The sequence below is a fragment of the Allobosea sp. UNC402CLCol genome (genome assembly GCF_000745475.1).
Lineage (GTDB): Bacteria > Pseudomonadota > Alphaproteobacteria > Rhizobiales > Beijerinckiaceae > Allobosea > Allobosea spartocytisi.
Map to the genome: position 1 here is coordinate 72,962 of NZ_JQJJ01000009.1, position 20,131 is coordinate 93,092.

Sequence of the window (20,131 nt, forward strand, 5' to 3'; positions counted from 1 at the left end):
TCCGATTCGCCTGTTCCTTGTCGCCCGTGGGCGCCGGAACGGCAATGGCGGTGATTATCGCCATGGTGAAGGCGGGAGCAGGGCACCGCAAGCAAAAGCCGGGCGTTAAGCCCGGCTCGGAAGGGTCAGCGAGAGGTGAGATCGAAACCGATCACTTCAACGTGCTGAGATAGGCGATCACGTCGGCGCGGGTCTGGGGATTGCTGATGCCGGCGAAGGACATCGCGGTGCCCGCGACATAGGCCTTCGGGTTCTTCAGGAAGTGGTCGAGCCCGTCGGCATCCCAGGTCTTGTCGTTGCGGCCTTTCATCGCAGCCGAGTAGCCGAAGCCCTCGACGGTGCCCTCGTTGCGGCCGACGACGCCGAAGAGATGCGGGCCGACCTTGTTGGCGCCGCCCTTCTCGAAGGTGTGGCAGGCCTTGCAGGCGGCGGTCGCCTTCTCGCCCTTGGCCGGGTCGGCCTTGGCGAGGCGGTCGGCGATCGGCGGATCTTCCACGGCCGCGGGAGCGGCGCCGCCGGCGGAGGCCGGCTCGGCGCTGGGAAGGTCGTAGCCCGGCACGGCCGGCTTATGCGGCGTGAAGGCGATTCCGGCGACCATCTGGAGACCCATCACCGCGAGGAGCGTGGACAGAACCGCGCCGGCGATCTTGTTGGCTTCGATATTCATCGTATCCGAACCCTGGACCCTCCGCGGCCGAGGCGCGGGAGACGAGATAGAGCCTTAGCCGAAGTCTTGAACGCCTCCAGCCTCGGATGCTGCTTAACCGCTTTGCGCGCCCGATTGCAACTCGTATAAGCGCGCTTCGTTTTGAGACCTTTCGACGCTGCTTCCCGTCCCGAAGCGGCATCCCAGCCGGACCCGCCGCCGATCATGCCGAATCCGCTGATTCTGATCCCCGCCCGCATGCAGTCGACCCGCCTGCCGGGCAAGCCGCTCGCCGACATCCATGGCGAGCCGATGATCGTGCATGTCTGGCGCCGTGCGATGGAGACGGGGCTCGGACCCGTCGTGGTCGCCACCGACACGCCCGAGATCGTCGCGGCTGTGGAAAAAGCGGGCGGCCGCGCCGCCCTAACGCGCTCCGATCATCCCTCCGGCTCCGACCGCATCAAGGAGGCCGCCGACATCGTCGATCCGCAGGGCCGCCATGACGTCATCGTCAACGTCCAGGGCGACCTGCCGACCATCGACCCGCAGGTGATCATCGCCTCGGTGGCGCCGCTGGAGGATCCCGCGGTCGACATCGTCACGCTGGCCGCCGTGATCACGCGCGAGGAGGAGAAGACCGAGTCCAGCGTGGTCAAGGCGATCGGCAGCGAGATCGGCCCCGGCCGGATGCGGGCGCTCTATTTCACCCGCGTCACCGCGCCGGGCGGGGAGGGGCCGCTCTATCATCATATCGGCCTCTACACCTATCGCCGCAGCGCGCTCGACCGCTTCGTTTCGCTGCCGCCTTCGCCGCTGGAGAAGCGCGAGCGCCTCGAGCAGCTGCGCGCGGTCGAGGACGGCATGCGCATCGACATCATCGTCGTCGACGATGTGCCGCTCGGCGTCGACACGCCCCATGATCTCGATCGCGCCCGCGCGATCCTGAAGTCCCGCTGAAGCCGTTCCGGCGAAGCCGCATCGCGGCTGCGTGTTCGGAACGGCGCCAGAACAAGAAGCTGAGGAGCCTGAGTACCCCCATGTCCTTCGTCGTGTCCTACCAGGGTGAGCCCGGAGCCTTCTCCTCGCAGGCGGCTCTCCAGGTGTTTCCGGACTGCGAGCTCCTGCCTTGCCCCACCTTCGAGGACGCGCTCTCAGCCGTCAGCGACGGCAAGGCCCGCTATGGCATGATCCCGATCGACAATTCGATCGCCGGCCGCGTCGCCGACATCCATCATCTGCTGCCGCGCTCGGGCCTGCACATCATCGGCGAGCACTTCCTGCCGATCCGCTTCCATCTGATGGGCGTCGAGGGCGCGACGCTGGCGACGGTCAAGGTGGTGCAGAGCCACATCCATGCGCTCGGCCAGTGTCGCAAGATCATCCGCAAGCTCGGCCTCAAGGCCGAGGTCGCGGCCGATACGGCCGGTTCCGCCCGGCAGGTGGCCGAGACCGGCGACGTGACGCGCGCCGCCATCGCCCCGCGCATCGCGGCGGAGGTCTATGGCCTCAACATCCTGATGGAGGACATCGAGGACGAGAAGCACAACACCACCCGCTTCGTCGTGCTCTCGAAATACCCGGAATATGCCCGCCAGGGCGCGGGTAAGACCGTGACGACGCTGATGTTCCGCGTCCGCAACATTCCCGCCGCGCTCTACAAGGCGATGGGCGGCTTCGCCACCAACGGCATCAACATGACAAAGCTCGAGAGCTACATGGTCGACGGCCTGTTCGCCGCCACGATGTTCTACGCCGATGTCGAGGGGCATCCGGACGACCCGGCGCTGCGGCGCGCGCTCGATGAACTCTCCTATTTCTCCAAGGAGATGAAGATCATGGGCGTCTATCCGGCGAGCGATTTCCGCTCGACCATCGAAGAGCCGGCGGAGTAGCGCTCGCGAGGCAGCGGATCGGTCGCTGTCGCCACGCGGCGATTGATCCGCGCCTCCGAAGCGATACCGTCAGGCGGCGGCGCATTTGGGGGCGAGCATGGCAGATGAGCGATCGGCAACCGCCGAGGTGCAGCGGATTGCGAAGCTGCGGGCTTTCTTCGCGCGTTACGTGGCGTATACGGGCGCCGTTCGCGATCCGCGCATCGAAGCCGCCTTCGCATCTGTTCCCCGCGAGCCCTTTGCCGGGCCGGGGCCGTGGTTCATCCGCGTCGCCAGCCCGTGGAGGCGGGGTCCCGAGCGCTCCGGCTACATCGAGACGCCGGATGCCGATCCCGCCTTTCTTTATCAGGATGTCCTGATCGCACTCGATCCGGCGCGGGGTATCAATATCGGCGAGCCCAGCCTGCATGCGCGCTGCCTCGACTGCGTCGGCGTCCTGCCGGGCGAAACCGTCCTGCAGATCGGTGCGGGGAGCGGCTATTACACGGCGATCCTCGCCACGCTCGCTGGCCCCGAAGGTCGGGTCTACGCCTATGAGATCGACCCCGCGCTTGCCGAGAGGGCGACGAGCAATCTCGGCCCTTGGCCGCAGGCGAAGGTGATGGCCCGATCCGGGACGACCGATCCCCTCCCGAAGGCCGACATCGTCTATGTGAATGCCGGGATCAGCCACCCCAGCGTCAACTGGCTCGAAGCCTTGCACCCGGGCGGCCGGTTGCTGTTCCCGCTACAGGCCGAGACGACGCACGGTGGAATGCTTCTCGTGGAGAAACCACAGGATGATGGATCGTCCTGGCCTGCTCGCTTCATCTCGCGGGCGAGTTTCATCGCATGCCAGACCGAGCAGAACGCCGAGATCGGCCGCGATCTGGTGGCCGCCTTCCAGCGGGGCGATATCGAGAGCGTGCAGTCGATCCGCTTCGATGGAGAGCCCGACGACAGCTGCTGGCTCGACGCAGGGAGCTGGTGGCTCTCGACCGCTCCGCCCTGAATGCAGCGGCGGAAAAACCAGGCGGAAACAACCGCCTCAGGCCGCCCTGACCGAACTCGCCGGCGCGCCCTTGCCGCGCACCTCTGCCTCCTCGAATTCCGCCTCTGCGATCGCCCGCCCCAGCGCCGCATGCAGCGCCTTCGCGGTCTCGAGCGTCAATTCGACGCCGGCCCGCGCGCCGACATCGAGCGAAGCGTTGATGAAATCCAGCGTGACGACATCCGCCAGCGGCGCGTGGCGGGCATGGTCATAGGCGACGACGGCCTGGGTCAGCGAAAACCAGTCATCGCCGCGCTTGGCCATGCCCTCGACCGGGACGATCTCGACAATCGACGTGCACATGATGGGCCTCCGATAGGAGCATTTTCGAGCGAAGTGGATACCGGTTCGCGTGAAGAAAATGCGAAAAACAAAAAGGTAAGATATTCCCGCGTTTCTCCGAAAACGCGGGAATATCTTACGACAGATGCTTTCCGAAGAACGCGAAGATCTTGCCCCAGGCGTCCATCGCCTGCTCGGGCCGGTAGATCGGGCGATTCCAGTAGAAGAAGCCGTGGCCGGCGCCGTCATAGCGGTGGAACTCGTAAGCCTTGCCGTGCTTCTTCAGCTCCGCCTCGTGCTGGTTCACCTGCTCCGGGCTCGGCGCGCGGTCCTCATTGCCGAAGATGCCGATGAGGGGACAGGACAGGCCCTCGGTCAGCGTGATCGGGGAGACCGGCGTCTTGGCGTTGAGATCCTCCGGCGCCATCACGACACGCCCGCCCCAGAGCTCGGCGCAGGCGTCGACGTCGTGCTTCTGGCAGGCATAGAGGAAGGCGTGCCGGCCGCCCGAGCAGGAGCCGAAGAGACCGACCTTGCCGTTGTGCTCCTTGAGCGCCCGCACCCATTTCACCGCGCCCTCGGTGTCGCCGACGACCTGCGCGTCGGGAACGCCGCCCTCGGCGCGCACCCTGGCCGCGACATCGTCGGGATTGCCGGCGCCGGCCCGCTCATAGAGATTCGCGCAGATCGCGATGTAGCCGTGATGCGCGAAGCGCCGCGTCGTCTCGATATAGATCTCGCTCCAGCCCGGCAGATGATGGATCAGCACCACGGCCGGAAAGGGTCCCGGCCCCTCGGGCTTCGCGACATAGGCGGTGATCGGATCGCCCTTGTCTCCGTCGATGGTGACGTTCGTGCAGGTCATGCCCCGGTAGAATGACATCGGTGATCCTCCAGCAGTTCCGATCGGCACAGGAAACGCGGTCTTCGAGCCATCTTCATGACGCCGCCATGCGTCTCACCAGGGGCGCGGCTCCATCGTCGAGACATGGGCGGAGACGACCTTCCAGCCCAGATCGGGAAAGCGCACCCAGCTCTGGCTCTGGCGCCCGATGACGTCGCGGCCCCGGACCTTGAACTCCAGGTTCACGGTGGCGAGGTCGCGGCCGAGCGTCAGGATTTCCAGCCTGATCCGCTTCTCCTTGATGCCCGGTCCCGGCGGGCGGGCGACGCGGTGCGCGTGGATCTCGGAAAAGCCATAGCCGTTCTCGCCGAGAGCGTAGCGGATGGTGTGCGGGCTGTCCCAGAAGGTCGCGTCGAGAACGTCCACGTTCTTATCGATCAGCGCCTGTTCATAGGCCTCGAAGAGCGCGCTGATCTCGGCGACCACGTCGGGCAGGTTCGGGGTCAGGTCGGTCACGCCGCATTCTCCATGGCTTTGGCGACGGCGATCAGGCTGGCATCGCTGCCGCGCCCGCCGATGATGGACAGGCCGACAGGCGCCCCGTCGACGGTGGCACCGGGCAGGCTGACCTGCGGATGGCCCGCCAGGCCGCCCTGTGCGCAGAGGCAGGTGATGCGGTCGCGCAGCGGTTGAAGCTCCGGCAGGGACAGGCCGCGCAACGGCGCCGGGAACGGCGTCGTCGGCAGGCAGAGGATCGTTCCGACCGGCAGGAGATAACGCAGCCGCGCCCGCGCCTCCTCGCGCATCAGAGCGGCCCAGTTGCGCTCGCTCGCCGGAATCTGCGAGCCGGCGATCAGTCCGGCGGCGACGCTGAAGGCCATGCGCGGATTGTGCTGCTCGATCCAGGGCTTGAAGGTCTGCCAGGCTTCGGCCGGTTGCAAGCTGCGCTGGGCCCGCGCCCAGACCGAGAGCCCCTGCGGCGCCATGATCTCTTCACGCGGCGGCGAACCGACGATCCGCGCCAGCCGCTCGACCATGGGCTGCAAGGCGGCGGCGACCTCCGGGTCGGCGAAGCCGAAGGCGTCCGCGGCGATGAGGAGTTTCGTCGGCAAACGACCTGGTTCCTCGCCCAGCATCACCGTGCCGACGCGCGCGAAGGTCGCCGCGTCGCGTGCGAACCATCCGGCTGTGTCGGAGCTCGGCGCCTGCGGCATCAGCCCGGTCAGGTCGAGCCGGCCATGAGTCGGCCGGATGCCGTAGAGGCCGCAGAAGCTCGCCGGCACGCGCATCGAGCCGCCCGTATCGGTTCCGAGAGCGGTATCGCACAGGCCGGCGGCGACGGCGGCGGCCGAGCCGGAGGAGGAGCCGCCCGGCACGCGCTCGGGTGCGGCGCTGTTGAGCGGTGTCCCGTCGAAGGCGCTCTCGCCGAGGATGCCGAGCGACACCTCGTCCGTGATCGTCTTGCCGACCAGTTCGGCGCCGGCGTCGAGCAGCCTCTGCACGGCCCAGGCATGGCGTTCGGGCACGGGGTTGGCCCGGGCCCAGTCGTGATTGCCGCCGCCGGTCGGTATCCCCGCGACATCGAACAGATCCTTGGCCGCGAAGGTCAGGCCCGAAAGCGGCAGGCCCGGCTTGCCGGGAATCCGGGCTCGCGGGCCCGGTACGAAGGCGTTGACGGGGTCCGTCGACATCAAGGCTCCGAAAAGGCTGTTCGTTCGTCGCGACGCTAGGATGCGGAGACCCTAGACCCGCTCGCCCTCCAGGGCCCAGGCCCGGAGCAGCGTGTTGGCGATGGCGATATGCTGCGGGCAGGCGAGGCCGTCCGGATGGGTGCCGTTCAGCATCTGCAGCACCTCCTCGCGCGGGAACCAGCGCCCCTCCTCGAGCTCGGTCATGTCGAGGGTGATCTCGTCGCCCAACGCCTCGGCGATGCAGCCGAGCATGATCGAGGACGGGAAGGGCCAGGGCTGCGAGGCGAGGTAGCGGACCGGGCCGACCCTTAGTCCCGCTTCCTCCCAGCTCTCGCGGCGCACCGCGTCTTCCATCGTTTCGCCCGGCTCGACGAAGCCCGCGATGCAGGAATACATGCCCGGCGCGAAGCGCGCCTGACGTGCCAGCAGGCATTTGTCGCCACGCGTCACCAGCATGATCACGACTGGGTCGGTGCGCGGGAAATGCATCGCCCCGCAGACGCTGCATTCGCGCCGCCAGCCGGACGCCGCCGCCTTGGTTGGCCCGCCGCACTGCGCGCAGAAGCGGTGGCGCGCATGCCAGTCGAGCACGGCCTTGGCCTCGCCGAGCGGCCCGACCTCGTCCTCGGGAACGAGCCGCTTCAACGCGACCGAGCGCAGATCCGTCACGACGAGCTCGGGGCGCTCCTTCAGGGTCTCGGCCAGGGCCCGGTCGAGCAGCCGCCCGAAGCGCGGCGAGCCGTCCTCGGCCATGCCGAGGAAGATCTCCTCCTGCGCCGGGCCGAGCATTTCGGTCTCGCCATGGCTGAACCAGACCGAGAGCGTCTCGCCCTCGATTCGGTTGAGGATCGGCGTCTCGCCCGCCACGGCGGCGATCAGCGTGTCCGAACGGTGGCGCAGCGCGGTCACCGCATCCGGCTTGTTCCGCAAATCCTCGCGCCGGTCGAGCCGGTTGACCGCGAAGCCGGTGAGAGAGGAGCGTTCGCGGCGGAGGGGCGTGTCGTTCATGGGTCCGTCCTAGACCCGCGACACCCTGCCGCGCAAGCGTCTCTCACGCCTCTCCGCGACCGCGCAAAAGATGGATGATCCCGGAGAAATCCGTGCCGCCTTCGCCCCAGGCATTGTGCAGGCCGAAGAGCTGCGCCGCCGCCGCGCCGAGCGGGGTCGAAGCGCCCACCGCCTGTGCCGCTTCCTGCGACAATTTCAGGTCTTTCAGCATCAGCGCCGAGGCGAAGCCGGGCTTGTAGTCGTTGTTGGCGGGCGAGGTCGGCACCGGCCCCGGCACCGGACAATAGGTCGTGAGCGACCAGCACTGGCCGGACGAGGTCGAGGCGACGTCGAACAGCGCCTGATGCGAAAGCCCGAGCTTCTCGGCCAGTACGAAGGCCTCGGAGACGCCGATCATCGAGATGCCGAGGATCATGTTGTTGCAGATCTTCGCGGCCTGCCCGTTTCCGGCGCCGCCGCAATGCACGATCTTGCGGCCCATCTTGGCGAGGATGGGCTCGCCCTTGTCGAACGCTTCCGCCGTGCCGCCGACCATGAAGGTCAGCGTCGCGCCCTTGGCGCCGCCCGTGCCGCCCGAGACGGGAGCGTCGAGCGAGAGGCAGCCGCGCTCGGCCGCCAGCGCATGCGCCTTGCGGGCGCTGTCGACGTCGATGGTCGAGGAATCGATCAGCAGCGTACCGGGCTTAACCGCCGGCAGGATGTCCGCCCAGACCGAGAGCACATGCTTGCCGGCCGGCAGCATGGTGACGACGATCTCGGCATCCGCGACGGCCTCCTTGGCGGAGGCTGCGATACCGACGCCGAGCTCGGCGGCGGCATGGCGCGATGCCTCGACGAGATCGAAGGCCTTGACGCTATGGCCCGCCTTGACGAGGTTCCCGGCCATCGGGCCGCCCATATTGCCGAGGCCGATGAAGGCGATGCTGGTCATGGCTTAAACCTCATCTTTTAAGACGACACTCTGCGATTTGGAGTCGAAACGGCGGATTTTGTCGCTAGTTTCTTCTAGAGGCGCTTTGCGGTCGATCGTGGAATCGCGCTTCGCTATGCCTTGCGGTTGTTCTCGCCAGGCGTTCCAGAACCAGCAAGCGCCCCACCCGATTCCTACTCCGATCATGCCAATCGAGATCGTTGATTTTTCGATGGAAAAGAATTTTGCCAAAAACGCCGTGAGGGCACCCAGAAGGGTGGTGCCGATCAAGTAAACGATAAATTGTCGAAAGAAACTCACGTCGTTTCTCCGGCGTCAATTCCCCTTCGCGCGTCCCACCAGCCCGCGCGCGACGATCATCCGCATCACCTCGTTGGTGCCTTCGAGGATCTGGTGGACGCGCAGGTCGCGGACGATCTTCTCGATGCCGTAATCGGCCAGATAACCGTAGCCGCCATGGATCTGCAGCGCGTCATTGGCGACCTCGAAGCCGGTGTCGGTGGCGATGCGCTTGGCCATGGCGCAGAGCTTCGTCGCATCCGGCGTCTTGGCATCGAGCGCCGCGGCGGCACGCCAGAGCAGGGTGCGCGCTGCCTCAAGCTCCGTCGCCATGTCGGCGAGCTTGAATTGCAGCGCCTGGAAATCGGCGATGGCCGAGCCGAAGGCCTTGCGCTCCTTGGCATAGGCGATGGCCTTGTCGAGCGCTCCTTGCGCGCCGCCGATCGAGCAGGCGCCGATATTGAGCCGCCCGCCATCGAGGCCGGCCATGGCGATCTTGAAGCCGATGCCTTCCGGGCCGAGCCGGTTCGCCACCGGCACGCGGCAATTCTCGAAGATCACCGCCCGTGTCGGCTGGGCGTTCCAGCCCATCTTCTTCTCATTGGCGCCGAAGGAGAGGCCGGGCGTGTCCTTCTCGACGACGATGGTCGAGATGCCGCCGGGGCCGGCCTCGCCGGTGCGCGCCATCACGACATAGATGTCGGAGACCCCGGCGCCGGAGATGAACTGCTTCTGTCCGTCGAGGACGTAATGGTCACCGTCCAGCACCGCTCTGGTCTTCAGCGCGGCGGCGTCGGAGCCGGCGCCGGGCTCGGTCAGGCAATAGCTCGCCAGATGCTCCATCGTGCAGAGCTTCGGCAGGAGGCGCCGGCGCTGCTCGTCGGAGCCGTAGCGGTCGATCATCCAGGCGCACATGTTGTGGATCGAGATATAGGCCGCGACCGTCGGGCAGCCGGTCGAGAGCGCCTCGAAGATCAGCGCCGCATCGAGCCGGGTCAGGCCTGAGCCGCCGACATCGTCCTGGATATAGATGCCGCCCATGCCGAGCGCGGCGGCGGCGCGCATCTCCTCGACCGGGAAGTGCTTCTCCTCGTCCCAGCGCATGGCGTGGGGGGCGAGTGTCTCGGCGGCGAATTCCTGCGCCATCTCGCGGATGGCGATCTGGTCTTCGGTGAGAGCGAAGGCGTTCATGGTTGGCCCTCCTGATCAGTGAGATAGTCCCGCGGCGCAGGCGCGCGCAATCGCGACGAAAGGCCGGGCCTGTTCGCGTCGGATCGGGATGGGGAAGGGCGGCCGGCAGATCGCGATGCGCCGGCAGCATTCATGGCAGGTCGAGCCGCGCCAGCGGAGGCCGGAAGCGACGTTGCGAGGGTCCGCAGCGTTCGCTCCATGGCCCCCTCCGTCGGCGCTGCCTCAGTTCATCGTCGGAATGACGAAGCTCGCACCGTCCTTGATGCCGCTCGGCCAGCGCGCCGTCACCGTCTTGGTCTTGGTGTAGAAGCGGATCGAATCCGGGCCGTGCTGGTTGAGGTCGCCGAAGGCCGAGCGCTTCCAGCCGCCGAAGGTGTAATAGGCCAGCGGCACCGGGATCGGCACGTTGATGCCGATCATGCCGACCTGCACCTTCGAGGCGAAGTCGCGCGCGGCGTCGCCGTCGCGGGTGAAGATCGCGGTGCCGTTGCCGTATTCGTGGTCGTTGGTAAGCTTCAGCGCCTCGTCATAGCTGTCGGCGCGGACGACCGCGAGCACCGGCCCGAAGATCTCTTCCTTGTAGATGCGCATGTCCTTGGTGACGTTGTCGAACAGGCAGCCGCCGACATAGAAGCCGTTCTCGTAGCCCTGCATCTTGAAGCCGCGGCCATCGACGACGAGCTTGGCGCCTTCCTCGACGCCGATATCGACGTAGTTCTTGATCTTCTCCATCGCCGCCTTGGTGACGACCGGGCCGTAATCGGCGGTGACATCGGTCGAGGGGCCGACCTTGAGGCTCTCGACGCGCGGGATCAGGCGCTTGACCAGCTCGTCGGCCGTGGCCTTGCCGACGGGCACCGCGACCGAGATCGCCATGCAGCGCTCGCCGGCCGAGCCGTAGCCGGCGCCGATCAGCGCGTCGACGGCCTGGTCCATATCGGCGTCGGGCATGATGACCATGTGGTTCTTGGCGCCGCCGAAGCACTGCACGCGCTTACCGTTCGCGCAGCCCCGGGCGTAGATGTACTCCGCGATCGGGGTCGAGCCGACGAAGCCGACGGCCTTGATCTCGGGATGGTCGAGGATGGCGTCGACCGCTTCCTTGTCGCCATTGACGACGTTGAGGATGCCGGGAGGGCCGCCGGCCTCGATGAAGAGTTCGGCGAGGCGCATCGGCACGCCGGGATCGCGCTCCGAGGGCTTCAGGATGAAGGCGTTGCCGCAGGCGATCGCGGGGCCGAGCTTCCAGAGCGGGATCATCGCCGGAAAGTTGAACGGGGTGATGCCGGCGACCACGCCGAGCGGCTGGCGCAGCGAATAGATGTCGATGCCGGGGCCGGCACCGTCGGTGAACTCGCCCTTCATCAGGTTGGGCGCGCCGAGCGAGAATTCCACGACCTCGACGCCGCGCTGGATGTCGCCCTTGGCGTCGGGAATGGTCTTGCCATGCTCGCGGGCGAGCAGCTCGGCCAGCTCCTCGTTGTTCTGGGCGATCAGGTCGAGGAACTTCATCAGCACGCGGGCGCGGCGCTGCGGATTGGTCGCGGCCCATTTCGGCTGCGCTTCGGCCGCGTTCCTGACGGCCGCGTCGAGTTCGGCCGCGGAGGCGAGCGCGACCTTGCCGATCACGCTGCCATCCATCGGCTGGAAGATGTCGGCGCTGCGTCCCGAGGTGCCGGCGACCTGCTTGCCGCCGATGAAATGTCCGACCTGACGCATGGCGCCCTCCCTACGAATTGGTGGTGTGGTGATCGTGACAACTCACTACCATTCTCGTTTGCGCACGGCTATAGCGAGCGTGGAACGCCTGTCGTGCAAAAACACAAATATGAGGAGGGAGGCTTGGAGCGCTTCGACTGGGACGATCTCCGCTTCTTTCTGGCGGTGGCCCGCTCCGGCCGGCTGACCGCCGCCGCGCGCCGGCTCGGCGCCGACCATGCCACCGTCTCGCGCCGCATCACCTCGCTGGAGGAGGCGCTGAAGGCGAAGCTCTTCGAGCGTCGTCCGCAGGGCTACACGCTGACGGCGCATGGCGAGCGGCTGCTCGCCAAGGCGGAGACGATGGAGACCGAGGCGCTCGCCATCCAGAGCGATATCGGCGGCGCCGACATGGCCTTGTCCGGCACGGTCAGGATCGGCGCGCCGGACGGCTTCGGCACCGCCTTCCTGGCGCCGCGCCTCGCGGCCTTCGCGAAATCCTATCCGGGGCTGGAGATCCAGCTCATCGCCATGCCGCGCCTGCTCTCGCTCTCGAAGCGCGAGGCCGATGTCGCGATCACGCTCGCCCCGCCGAAGGAGGGCAAGGTGGTGGCGCGCAAGCTCGCCGATTATCGCCTCGGCCTCTACGCTGCGCCGGGCTATCTCAAGGATATGCCTTCGGTGACGAAGCCGGACGACCTCTTCGAGCACCGTATCATCGGCTATATCGACGACCTGATCTTCTCGCCCGAGCTCGACTATCTCGACGAGGTCGCCAAGGGCCTGCGCGCCCATGTCCAGAGCTCGAGCGTCATCGCCCAGATGAATGCGGTCGTGGCGGGCGCCGGCATCGGCGTCATCCATCATTTCATGGCGGAGAACGACCCGCGGCTCGTGCCGGTGCTGCCCGAGACGGTGCAGATCACCCGCTCCTTCTGGCTGCTCGTCCATGCCGATCTCAAGGACGTCGCCCGTGTCCGCGCCATCGTCGACTTCGTCGTGCGCGAAGCCAAGGCGTCGCGCGCGCTTCTGATGGGCGAGCCGAGACAGGAGGCCCGCGCGGCGGCAGAGTAGCCGGCTGCGCGCGAGCCTGCCCTAGCTTCTTTGAGCGGCGGCGCAGACCCGGTTCCGGCCGGCCTGCTTGGCCGTATAGAGCGCCTGGTCGGCCCGGCCGAGGCTGGCATCGAGACGCTCGGAGGCGCCGATCTCGGTGACGCCGATCGAGACGGTGAGCGCCAAGGTCTCGCCTCCCAGCAGCAGCGCTTCGCGGGCGATCTCCTCGCGGATCGTTTCCGAGAGCCGCAGGGCTTCCGCGAGATCCGCGCCCCGGAACAGGATCGCGAATTCCTCACCGCCGACGCGCGCCAGCAGATTGGTGCCGCCCTCGGCCAGACGGCTGAGATTCCGCGCAACCGCATCGAGCACCCTGTCGCCGCCGTCATGGCCGTGGCGGTCATTCAGCTGCTTGAAATGGTCGATGTCGAGCAGCGCGATCGAGGCCGGCAGCCCGGCCTGCCGGGCCGTCTCGACCAGGGCCGGCCCCTGCTCGAAGAAATGGCGCCGGTTGAACAGGTTGGTGAGATAGTCCCGTGCGGCCAGCTCCTGCAGCCGCTTGAGCTGCGTCAGCGTCTCGACATTCGAGGCGATGCGGCATTGCAGCTCTTCCAGGACGAAGGGGCGCGCGACGAAGTCATGCGCCCCGGCCTTGAGGAAGCCGGCGGAGGTCTTCCGGTCGGTCGAGGAGGAGATCCCGATGAGGCGGACATTGGGATGGCTCCGCCGGATTTTGCGAGCCAGCTCGAAGCCGTCCATGTCCGGCATGTAATAGTCGCTGACGACGAGCTCCAGGTCAGGATGGGCGTCGAGCAGGGCGAGCGCTTCCGCGCCCGAGCCGGCCTCGACCACGACATATTGCTGGATCGACAGCATGCGGGCGAGCACCTTGCGGGTGGTGCGGGTGTCGTCCACGACGAGGATGCGCGTGTTGCGGTTGTCGAGCGCGCGCTTCACCGTGCCAACAAGGTTCGGAAGGGCGAACTCGTTGTCCTTCAGAACGTAGTCGATGACCTCCCGCTCCATGATCCGTCCGCGCGTGGCGAGATCGAAGGTCGCGGTGAAGACGACGGTCGGGATGCCGTGGGCGACGGTCCAGTCGAGCGCTTCGCCGCGCGGCGCGTCCGGCAGGTTGAGGTCGACCACCGCGATCGCATAGGCGCCGGGTGCCGCGACGATCAGCTCGCTGAGGTCCTTGAGCGAGGCGCAGGTCGTGACGGGCAGCCCGGTCTCCGCCTCGAGGAACTGACGCAAGGCGATCGCGAATGTCCGCGAATCTTCGATGACGAGGATGCCGCGCTCGTCTTTCCCGGGTTTATCATCGGCAAGAGCCGCCGTAGATGGAGCATTCATGCTCCATCTACGGCGCTGTCAGGCTTAATTTTCCGTGACGTTCCGCCCGCGGTCTCAGGTCGGTCGTGACGTTGATGTCGCGCTTCAGATTCTCCAGGGCAGCACGTTGCGCGGCAGATGCCGGCCGAGGAGGTCGAGGAGCAGCATGGCGGCGAGGATCACGGCGGAGGTGCTGATCGCGATCGCGGCAGACTCGCCCGCGAGCCCCGCTTCCTTCAGGCTGAACAGCACGACGCCGAGCGTCTCGGTGCCTGACGACCAGAGCAGCGCCGAGACGGTGAGCTCGTTGAAGGCGACGAGGAAGACCATCAGGGCGGAGACGGCAGCGGCCGGCGCCAGGATCGGCGCGACGATGAAGCGCAGCATCTGCCAGAGCCCGGCGCCATCGAGCTTGGCCGCCTCTTCATGATGCGCCTCGATCTGCGCCATCGCCGCAAGCGGGGCCTTCAGCGCCAGCGGCAGGAAGCGCGCGAGATAGGCGAAGAGGATGATGAAGGGCGTGCCGTAGATGCTGACGCCGATCAGCGGCAGCGGCCTCAGGAAGATCAGGATGCAGGCGATGGCGAGCACCACGCCCGGCAGCGCATAGGGCAATTCGACGATGAGCTCCACCGGCCGCCGGAGCCTGCCGATCCGCCGCTCGAGCCCGTAGGCGAAGGCGATCGAGGTGAGCGACAGCAGGACCGCGGCGACCGCAGCGAACCAGAAGGAATTCCAGAAGGCGCGGATGGTTACGGCCTGGCGGAACAGCACCTCGGCGAATTTGTCGAAGGTCAGCGTCTGCCAGGAGAGCGGCACGCCGAGCGCGGGCGTCAATGCCTCGCTCAGCAGGGCGAAGAAGGGCAGGCCGAGCTTGACGAGGAGCAGCAGCCACAGGCCTGCCGCGACGAAGGGGCGTGCCGGCCCGAGCAGCCAGAAGGGTTCGAGCGGCCTTTCGATCTCGACCTTGCCGCCCTGGCGGCGCGCGACCGCCATGCCGGCGAGGATGCCGAGCGCCGCGACGGCGCCGACGAGCAGGGCGAGCGCCGCCGTCTCCGGCAGGCTTTCCGGGCCGAAGCTCGACAACCGGCGATAGATCAGTGTCGGCAAGGTGAGATAGTTCACCGGCAGGCCGAGCAAAGCGGGGATGCCGAAATTGCCGACGCCGGCGACGAAGGCGATCAGCCCGGCCGCGATGAATTGCGGCCGCAGCACCGGCACGATGATTCGCGCGGTGATGGTCGCCGGGCCCGCGCCTTCCATCTGCGCCGCTTCGACCAGCGAATGCGGAATGCTGCGCAAGCCGGTCCAGAGGGTGATCGCGACCAGCGGCGCATGATGCAGCGCCATGACCAGGATGATGCCGCCGCGTCCGAGCAGCGGGTTCGCCGTGCCCGGCGCCGGCGCCAATCCGAGCAGCATCAGCACCTGCGAGTTCGGCGCGAGCAGGCTGAGGAAGGCGAGCGCGGCCACCTGCGGCGCGATCATCATCGAGAAGACGAAGGCGAAGGCCAGCGGGCGCTTGCCGCGGACATCGGTGACGCCGAGCGCCAGTGCGACGACGGTGCCGATCGCGAGCGCGCCCAGCGCCGAGAAGAAGGAGGTGTCGAGCGTATGCAGCGTGGCCGTGATGGCCGAGCGGCCCGTCATCGCGGCGAAGGCGGTCTCCGGCGCGAACTGCCAGCCCGGCGCGAAGGCCGCCAGCACGAGCCGCAGGAAGGGCAGGCCGCCGAGCAGCAGCGCAATCAGGATAATGAGCGCCGGCAGGCCGAGCTCGGCAGGCAGGCGCAAAGGCGGAAGCGGGAGCGCCGGAACGGGCTCCCGCTTGCGTGATGGGCGCAGGACCAGCGTCATCGCGCCGTATGTCCGTGAGGCGAAACCACGCTCACTCGAAGATGGCGCCGAAGCGCTTGCGGGCGGCGTCCGACTCGGCCAGCGCCTTGCCGGCGTCGAAGGGCATCAGCTTGATGGCGTCGCGGGCCGGGTAGCCGGCCGGCAGCGCGACATCAGGACGCGCCGGGACATAACCCTGCTTCAGTGCGACTTGCTGCCCCTCTTTCGACAGGGCGAAGTCGATGAAGGCACGGGCGGCCGCCTCGTTCTTGGTGCCCTTGAGAATGGCGACCGGTTCGCTGACCGAGGAGACGCCCTCGCTCGGGAAGACGAACTCGACCGGCGCGCCCTTGGCCTTCTCGCGGATCGGCATGAAGTCGACGATCATGCCGTAGAGCTTCTCGCCCGTGGCGACCTGGCGCAGGATGTCGCCATTGGCGCCGGCAGCCAGCGTGCCGTTCTCCTTCAGCGCCTCGTAGTATTTCCAGCCATCCTTGAGATTGCCGGTCAGCGTGATCGTGTGGATCAGCGCAGCGCCCGAATTCAGCGGGCTCGGCATGGCGATCTGGTTCTTCGCCTCCGGCTTGGTCAGGTCGAGCCAGCTCGTCGGCTTCATCGTGGCCTTGGTGTTGTAGACGATGCCGGTGGTGATCAGCTTGGTCGCGAACCAGAACTTGGCGGGGTCGTGGATCCCCGCCGGATAGGCCGAGACGTCTGCCTTGTCGTAAGCCTCAAGCCGGCCCTCCTTCTTCAGCCCTTCCATGGTCACGGAATCGGCGATCAGCAGCACGTCGGCCTGCGGGCTGCCTGCCTCGAACTCGGCCCTGAGCTTCGCCAGGACGCGCGGCGTGCCGTCGCGGACGAAGGAGATGTCGACCTTCGGGTACTTCGCCTTGAAGGCATCGACGGTCTGCTGAGCGTCGGTGTTCGGCTGGCTCGTATAGAGCACCAGCTTGCCTTCCACGCCCTGCGCCTGCGCGCCCAGCGCCGAGACGATCAGGCCGGCGGCAATGGTGAACGCGCTCAATGCCTTGCGCTGCATGTAACTCTCCATCTCTGGCCGCAACCGCGGGATGGCGCTGCCGGTAGACCCTGCGCGTGACAGTTCCGTGAAGACCGTGTCGTAAATGGCCGGTGGTTGCGTGTCACCCGCGCGCATGGTCGGATTGCCATGGCGGGCTCGCAATGGCAGGGCAGAGGCGCCACATTGCGGGTGACCGCCCAAGGATCAGGACACCGGGAACAGATCATGGCTTCCAAGCTCGACCAGCTCCGCGAGATGACCACCGTCGTCGCCGACACCGGCGATATCGAAGCGGTGCGCCGGCTCAAGCCCGTCGACTGCACCACCAATCCGACGCTGCTGTTCAAGGCGGCGGAGACGCCGGCCTATGCCCATCTCGTCGAAGAGGCGATCGCCTGGGGCAAGAAGCAGGGCGGTGGAGAGAAGGCGGTCCAGGCCGTCTGCGACCGTCTCGCCGTCAGCTTCGGCACGGAACTCACGAAGATCGTGCCCGGCCGCGTCTCGACCGAGGTCGATGCCGATCTCTCCTTCGACGGCAAGGCCACGATCGACAAGGCACGCGCCATCATCGCCGCCTACAAGGAGCGCGGCGTCGCGCGCGAGCGCATCCTGATCAAGATCGCCTCGACCTGGGAGGGCCTGCAGGCCGCCAAGGTGCTGCAGGGCGAGGGCATCGATTGCAACCTGACGCTGCTCTTCGCCTTGCCGCAGGCGGTCGCGGCCGCCTATGCGAACGCCTTCCTGATCTCGCCCTTCGTCGGGCGCATCCTCGACTGGCACGTCAAGGCCGGCGGCGGCCCCTACACGGCCGAGACCGACCCCGGCGTCGTCTCGGTGAAGAGCATCTATGCCTATTACAAGACCTTCGGCATCAAGACGGTGGTGATGGGCGCCTCCTTCCGCAACACCGGCGAGATCGAGGCGCTGGCCGGCTGCGACCGGCTGACCATCGGGCCTAGCCTGCTCGACGAGCTCGCCGCCGCGACCGGCGATCTGCCGCGCCGGTTGTCGCCTGCCGCCTCGCCGCAGACTTCCTCGGAGATGGCGAAGCGCATCGTCCTCGACGAGAAGGCCTTCCGTTTCGCCATGAACGAAGATGCGATGGCGACGGAGAAGCTGGCGGAGGGCATCCGCGGCTTCGTCAAGGACCTGCGCAGCCTGCGCAAGCTCGTTGCCGAAAAGCTCGGCTGAGACATGTGCAGCCCGGTGACTCCGCGCGCTCGATGAGCGCTGCGGCGCCTGGCCGGGGCGGTTCTCGCCCTCTCCGGCGGGCGCGATCTTTGGAGGATGGAGCCGGCTGCGATTGACGCGCCGGCCCGTCGGGTTTCTCATGGCTTTCGTCTGACAGGCGGTTCCGGTCTTCGGCGCCTGCCGCAAACGGAGCCGGTCGCCATGAGCAATCCCTCTGAAATCAGCACGCCGTCCGAAACCTCCCCGCATCGCCCGCCATCGCTCGGCACGCATCTCATTCCGCTGAGGCGCAACTGGCGCTGGCTGATGGCGGCCGGCATCGCCCTGATCGTCCTCGGCGTGCTCGGGCTCGGCGCGGTCGCGCTGCTCAGCGTCGCCAGCGCGATCTGGTTCGGGGCGATGGTCTTCGTCGGCGGCATCATCGTGCTGGTCGATGCCTTCCGCCATCAGGGCTGGAAGAGCCGCCTGCTGCATATCCTGATCGGCGTGCTCTACGTCGCCGTCGGCGTGATGACCTTCGTCAATCCGCTGCTCGCGACGGCGTCGCTGACCCTGCTGGCCGGCGCGGCCCTGGTCGCCACGGGCGTGCTGCGCCTCATCGTCGCTTTCCAGAACCGGGAATTGCCCTATTGGACCTGGGTTGCGCTCTCGGGGCTGCTGTCCTTGATCCTCGGCGGCATGATCCTGATGCAATGGCCGGCCTCGAGCCTCTGGGTGCTCGGCACCTTCCTCGCCATCGAGCTGATCTTCCAGGGCTGGGCTGCGATCGCGCTTGCCCGCGCCATCCGCTCCACCTTCGACGGGGTCATCACCAAACGCGGTTGAGAGGCCGGTTCGCGAATTGCGGCGCCGCTTCACCTTTGCGTGTTGCGGCGCGCTTCGCCACGTTTTTTCCATGGAAAAGACGATACTTCGCGATTCTCGCAAGCCGCCTCCGGTGCGTCATGATCAAGCCAGCTGTTTTCGCCTTGGGCGCCCTCCTGTTCGGCCTGCCGGCCCAGGCCCAGTCGAGCTGGAATTTCGACCGCGCGGCGACGCAGATCAGCTTCATCGGCCACCGCTTCGGCACGGTCGTCACCAATGGCCGCTTCGAGCGCTATGACGGCACCTTCTCGATCGATTTCGACCATCCCGAGAAAAGCCGCATCCGGGTCACGCTGGAAACGGGCTCGATCAAGGCGGGCTCGCCGCTGGTCGACGGCTTCATTGCCGGGGCGAGCATGCTGGACAGCGCGGCTTACCCCACCGCGACCTTCGTCTCGGACAGCGTGACGCGGACGGGCGAGCACGACCTCGAAATTCGGGGCCGGCTCACCATCAAGGGCATGACCCATCCCTTCACCGTCCGCGCCATGATAAACGGCGATATCGGCAAGGCCCGGCGCGGCGAAGCCTTGCCCTTCCGGGCCAGCGGCAGCTTCCTGCGGCCGACCTACGATATCGGCCGGGACGTCAACATCGTCGACGACCAGATCGACATCGAGATCCAGGGCCGGCTGGCGCGATGAATGCGAAGCCCGAAGCATTTTCGAGCGAGGTGGATACCGGTTCGCGTGGAGACAACGCGGCGAAGGGAGCGCCGGGCGAGCCGGTGCGCTGGCATCCGGCCAGCGTCGCCTTGCACTGGCTGACCTTCCTGCTGATCCTGTTTCAGTTCTGGGTTTCCGGCCCCATGCTGGACGAGAAGCGCGACCTTCTCTCGCGCTTCGAGCTCTACCAGCTCCATAAATCGGTCGGGCTGACGGTCGCGGCCTTCGTCCTGCTGCGGCTCGTCCTGCGCGTCGCCCTGCGCCAGCCCGGCCCGGAGAACGACAATCCCTGGCTGCGCGGCGCCGCATCGCTCGTCCATGCCGCGCTCTATCTCTGCATCATCGCCTTGCCGGTCACCGGCCTGCTGATGGCGGCGGCGGCGCCGATCCAGATACCCACGCTCTATTTCGGGCTGTTTCCGGTGCCGCATCCGATCGGACCCGACCCGGCCGTCTACCGGCGGATGCTGTGGCTGCACGACCAGTTCGGCAATATCCTCATCGGGCTCGGCGTCGTGCATGTGGCGGCGGTTGCCGTCCATATGGTGCTCTGGCGCGACGGCCTGCTCGGCCGGATGTGGTTCGGCCGGCGCTGGTCGTAACGGCGCCTGGGACCCATTGCCGATCAGGTTGCCTCTCCCTGATCGGCATGCCCGACAGCTTCCAGATCTGTA

At 67.1% G+C, this 20,131-nt stretch carries 21 protein-coding genes; 8 read left to right on the forward strand and 13 right to left on the reverse strand.

The genetic code is table 11. From position 1 onward, the window contains the following. Positions 1-151 precede the first annotated feature (151 nt). Positions 152-667 carry a c-type cytochrome gene (locus GY40_RS07670; RefSeq protein ID WP_038360584.1) on the reverse strand — a complete coding sequence of 172 codons (516 nt, stop codon included), beginning with the start codon at positions 665-667 and terminating at the stop codon, positions 152-154. A gap of 204 nt (positions 668-871) precedes the next feature. Here GY40_RS07670 and GY40_RS07675 point away from each other — a divergent pair, with 204 nt between their 5' ends. From GY40_RS07675 to GY40_RS07685, 3 genes are all read left to right on the forward strand, one after another. Beyond that, on the forward strand, positions 872-1,606 hold the full coding sequence (locus GY40_RS07675) for a 3-deoxy-manno-octulosonate cytidylyltransferase (RefSeq protein WP_038360587.1): 735 nt from the start codon (positions 872-874) through the stop codon (positions 1,604-1,606). Between the two features lie 80 nt (positions 1,607-1,686). Then, positions 1,687-2,541, forward strand: a complete 855-nt coding sequence (locus tag GY40_RS07680) for a prephenate dehydratase (protein WP_038360590.1) — start codon at positions 1,687-1,689, stop codon at positions 2,539-2,541. A 97-nt stretch (positions 2,542-2,638) separates the two neighbouring features. Further along, positions 2,639-3,532, forward strand: coding sequence for a protein-L-isoaspartate O-methyltransferase family protein (locus tag GY40_RS07685; protein WP_051987653.1), 894 nt, complete (start codon positions 2,639-2,641; stop codon positions 3,530-3,532). 36 nt (positions 3,533-3,568) lie between these two features. On the opposite strand, the gene GY40_RS07690 is transcribed toward GY40_RS07685, so the two are convergent. From GY40_RS07690 to GY40_RS07730, 9 genes are all read right to left on the reverse strand, one after another. After that, positions 3,569-3,874, reverse strand: coding sequence for a DUF6295 family protein (locus tag GY40_RS07690; protein ID WP_038360593.1), 306 nt, complete (start codon positions 3,872-3,874; stop codon positions 3,569-3,571). Between the two features lie 115 nt (positions 3,875-3,989). Next, positions 3,990-4,736: a dienelactone hydrolase family protein gene (locus GY40_RS07695; RefSeq protein WP_197062711.1), complete on the reverse strand. Its 747-nt coding sequence runs from the start codon at positions 4,734-4,736 to the stop codon at positions 3,990-3,992. Between the two features lie 75 nt (positions 4,737-4,811). Further along, a complete protein-coding gene (gene hpxZ / locus GY40_RS07700; protein WP_038360596.1) occupies positions 4,812-5,213 on the reverse strand; it encodes an oxalurate catabolism protein HpxZ in 402 nt (133 codons plus the stop codon). Continuing rightward, a complete protein-coding gene (locus GY40_RS07705; protein ID WP_038360599.1) occupies positions 5,210-6,388 on the reverse strand; it encodes an amidase in 1,179 nt (392 codons plus the stop codon). The genes hpxZ and GY40_RS07705 overlap by 4 nt, the downstream gene beginning before the upstream one ends. 51 nt (positions 6,389-6,439) lie before the next feature. After that, entirely contained in the window at positions 6,440-7,396 is a 957-nt protein-coding gene (nudC, locus tag GY40_RS07710; RefSeq protein ID WP_038360602.1) for an NAD(+) diphosphatase, read from the reverse strand. 43 nt (positions 7,397-7,439) lie between these two features. After that, the gene (mmsB, locus tag GY40_RS07715; RefSeq protein WP_038360605.1) at positions 7,440-8,327 is read right to left on the reverse strand and encodes a 3-hydroxyisobutyrate dehydrogenase; all 888 of its coding nucleotides are present in this window, start codon (positions 8,325-8,327) and stop codon (positions 7,440-7,442) included. A gap of 3 nt (positions 8,328-8,330) precedes the next feature. Further along, complete coding sequence (locus tag GY40_RS07720) at positions 8,331-8,627, reverse strand: hypothetical protein (protein ID WP_038360608.1); 297 nt, start codon at positions 8,625-8,627, stop codon at positions 8,331-8,333. Between the two features lie 15 nt (positions 8,628-8,642). Beyond that, positions 8,643-9,797, reverse strand: a complete 1,155-nt coding sequence (locus GY40_RS07725) for an isobutyryl-CoA dehydrogenase (protein ID WP_038360611.1) — start codon at positions 9,795-9,797, stop codon at positions 8,643-8,645. A gap of 222 nt (positions 9,798-10,019) precedes the next feature. After that, positions 10,020-11,516 (reverse strand): CoA-acylating methylmalonate-semialdehyde dehydrogenase, encoded by a 1,497-nt coding sequence (locus tag GY40_RS07730; RefSeq protein ID WP_038360614.1) that lies wholly within the window; start codon positions 11,514-11,516, stop codon positions 10,020-10,022. A 123-nt stretch (positions 11,517-11,639) separates the two neighbouring features. Here GY40_RS07730 and GY40_RS07735 point away from each other — a divergent pair, with 123 nt between their 5' ends. After that, positions 11,640-12,569 carry a LysR family transcriptional regulator gene (locus GY40_RS07735; RefSeq protein WP_038360618.1) on the forward strand — a complete coding sequence of 310 codons (930 nt, stop codon included), beginning with the start codon at positions 11,640-11,642 and terminating at the stop codon, positions 12,567-12,569. Positions 12,570-12,590: 21 nt separating this feature from the next. Here GY40_RS07735 and GY40_RS07740 read toward each other — a convergent pair whose 3' ends face one another. The 3 genes from GY40_RS07740 to GY40_RS07750 form a co-directional block, all read right to left on the reverse strand. After that, positions 12,591-13,901 (reverse strand): GGDEF domain-containing response regulator, encoded by a 1,311-nt coding sequence (locus tag GY40_RS07740; protein ID WP_051987655.1) that lies wholly within the window; start codon positions 13,899-13,901, stop codon positions 12,591-12,593. Positions 13,902-13,985: 84 nt separating this feature from the next. Continuing rightward, positions 13,986-15,734, reverse strand: a complete 1,749-nt coding sequence (locus GY40_RS07745) for an ABC transporter permease (protein ID WP_081925254.1) — start codon at positions 15,732-15,734, stop codon at positions 13,986-13,988. Positions 15,735-15,765: 31 nt separating this feature from the next. Then, on the reverse strand, positions 15,766-16,755 hold the full coding sequence (locus tag GY40_RS07750; RefSeq protein ID WP_038360621.1) for an ABC transporter substrate-binding protein: 990 nt from the start codon (positions 16,753-16,755) through the stop codon (positions 15,766-15,768). A gap of 207 nt (positions 16,756-16,962) precedes the next feature. Here GY40_RS07750 and tal point away from each other — a divergent pair, with 207 nt between their 5' ends. The 4 genes from tal to GY40_RS07770 all read left to right on the forward strand — a co-directional run bounded on the left by tal (position 16,963) and on the right by GY40_RS07770 (position 20,059). Beyond that, positions 16,963-17,928: a transaldolase gene (gene tal / locus GY40_RS07755; protein WP_038360624.1), complete on the forward strand. Its 966-nt coding sequence runs from the start codon at positions 16,963-16,965 to the stop codon at positions 17,926-17,928. 201 nt (positions 17,929-18,129) lie between these two features. Further along, positions 18,130-18,753: an HdeD family acid-resistance protein gene (locus GY40_RS07760; protein ID WP_038360627.1), complete on the forward strand. Its 624-nt coding sequence runs from the start codon at positions 18,130-18,132 to the stop codon at positions 18,751-18,753. 119 nt (positions 18,754-18,872) lie between these two features. Further along, entirely contained in the window at positions 18,873-19,436 is a 564-nt protein-coding gene (locus GY40_RS07765) for a YceI family protein (protein WP_038360630.1), read from the forward strand. Next, positions 19,433-20,059: a cytochrome b gene (locus GY40_RS07770; protein WP_038360632.1), complete on the forward strand. Its 627-nt coding sequence runs from the start codon at positions 19,433-19,435 to the stop codon at positions 20,057-20,059. The genes GY40_RS07765 and GY40_RS07770 overlap by 4 nt, the downstream gene beginning before the upstream one ends. Positions 20,060-20,131: the final 72 nt, after the last annotated feature.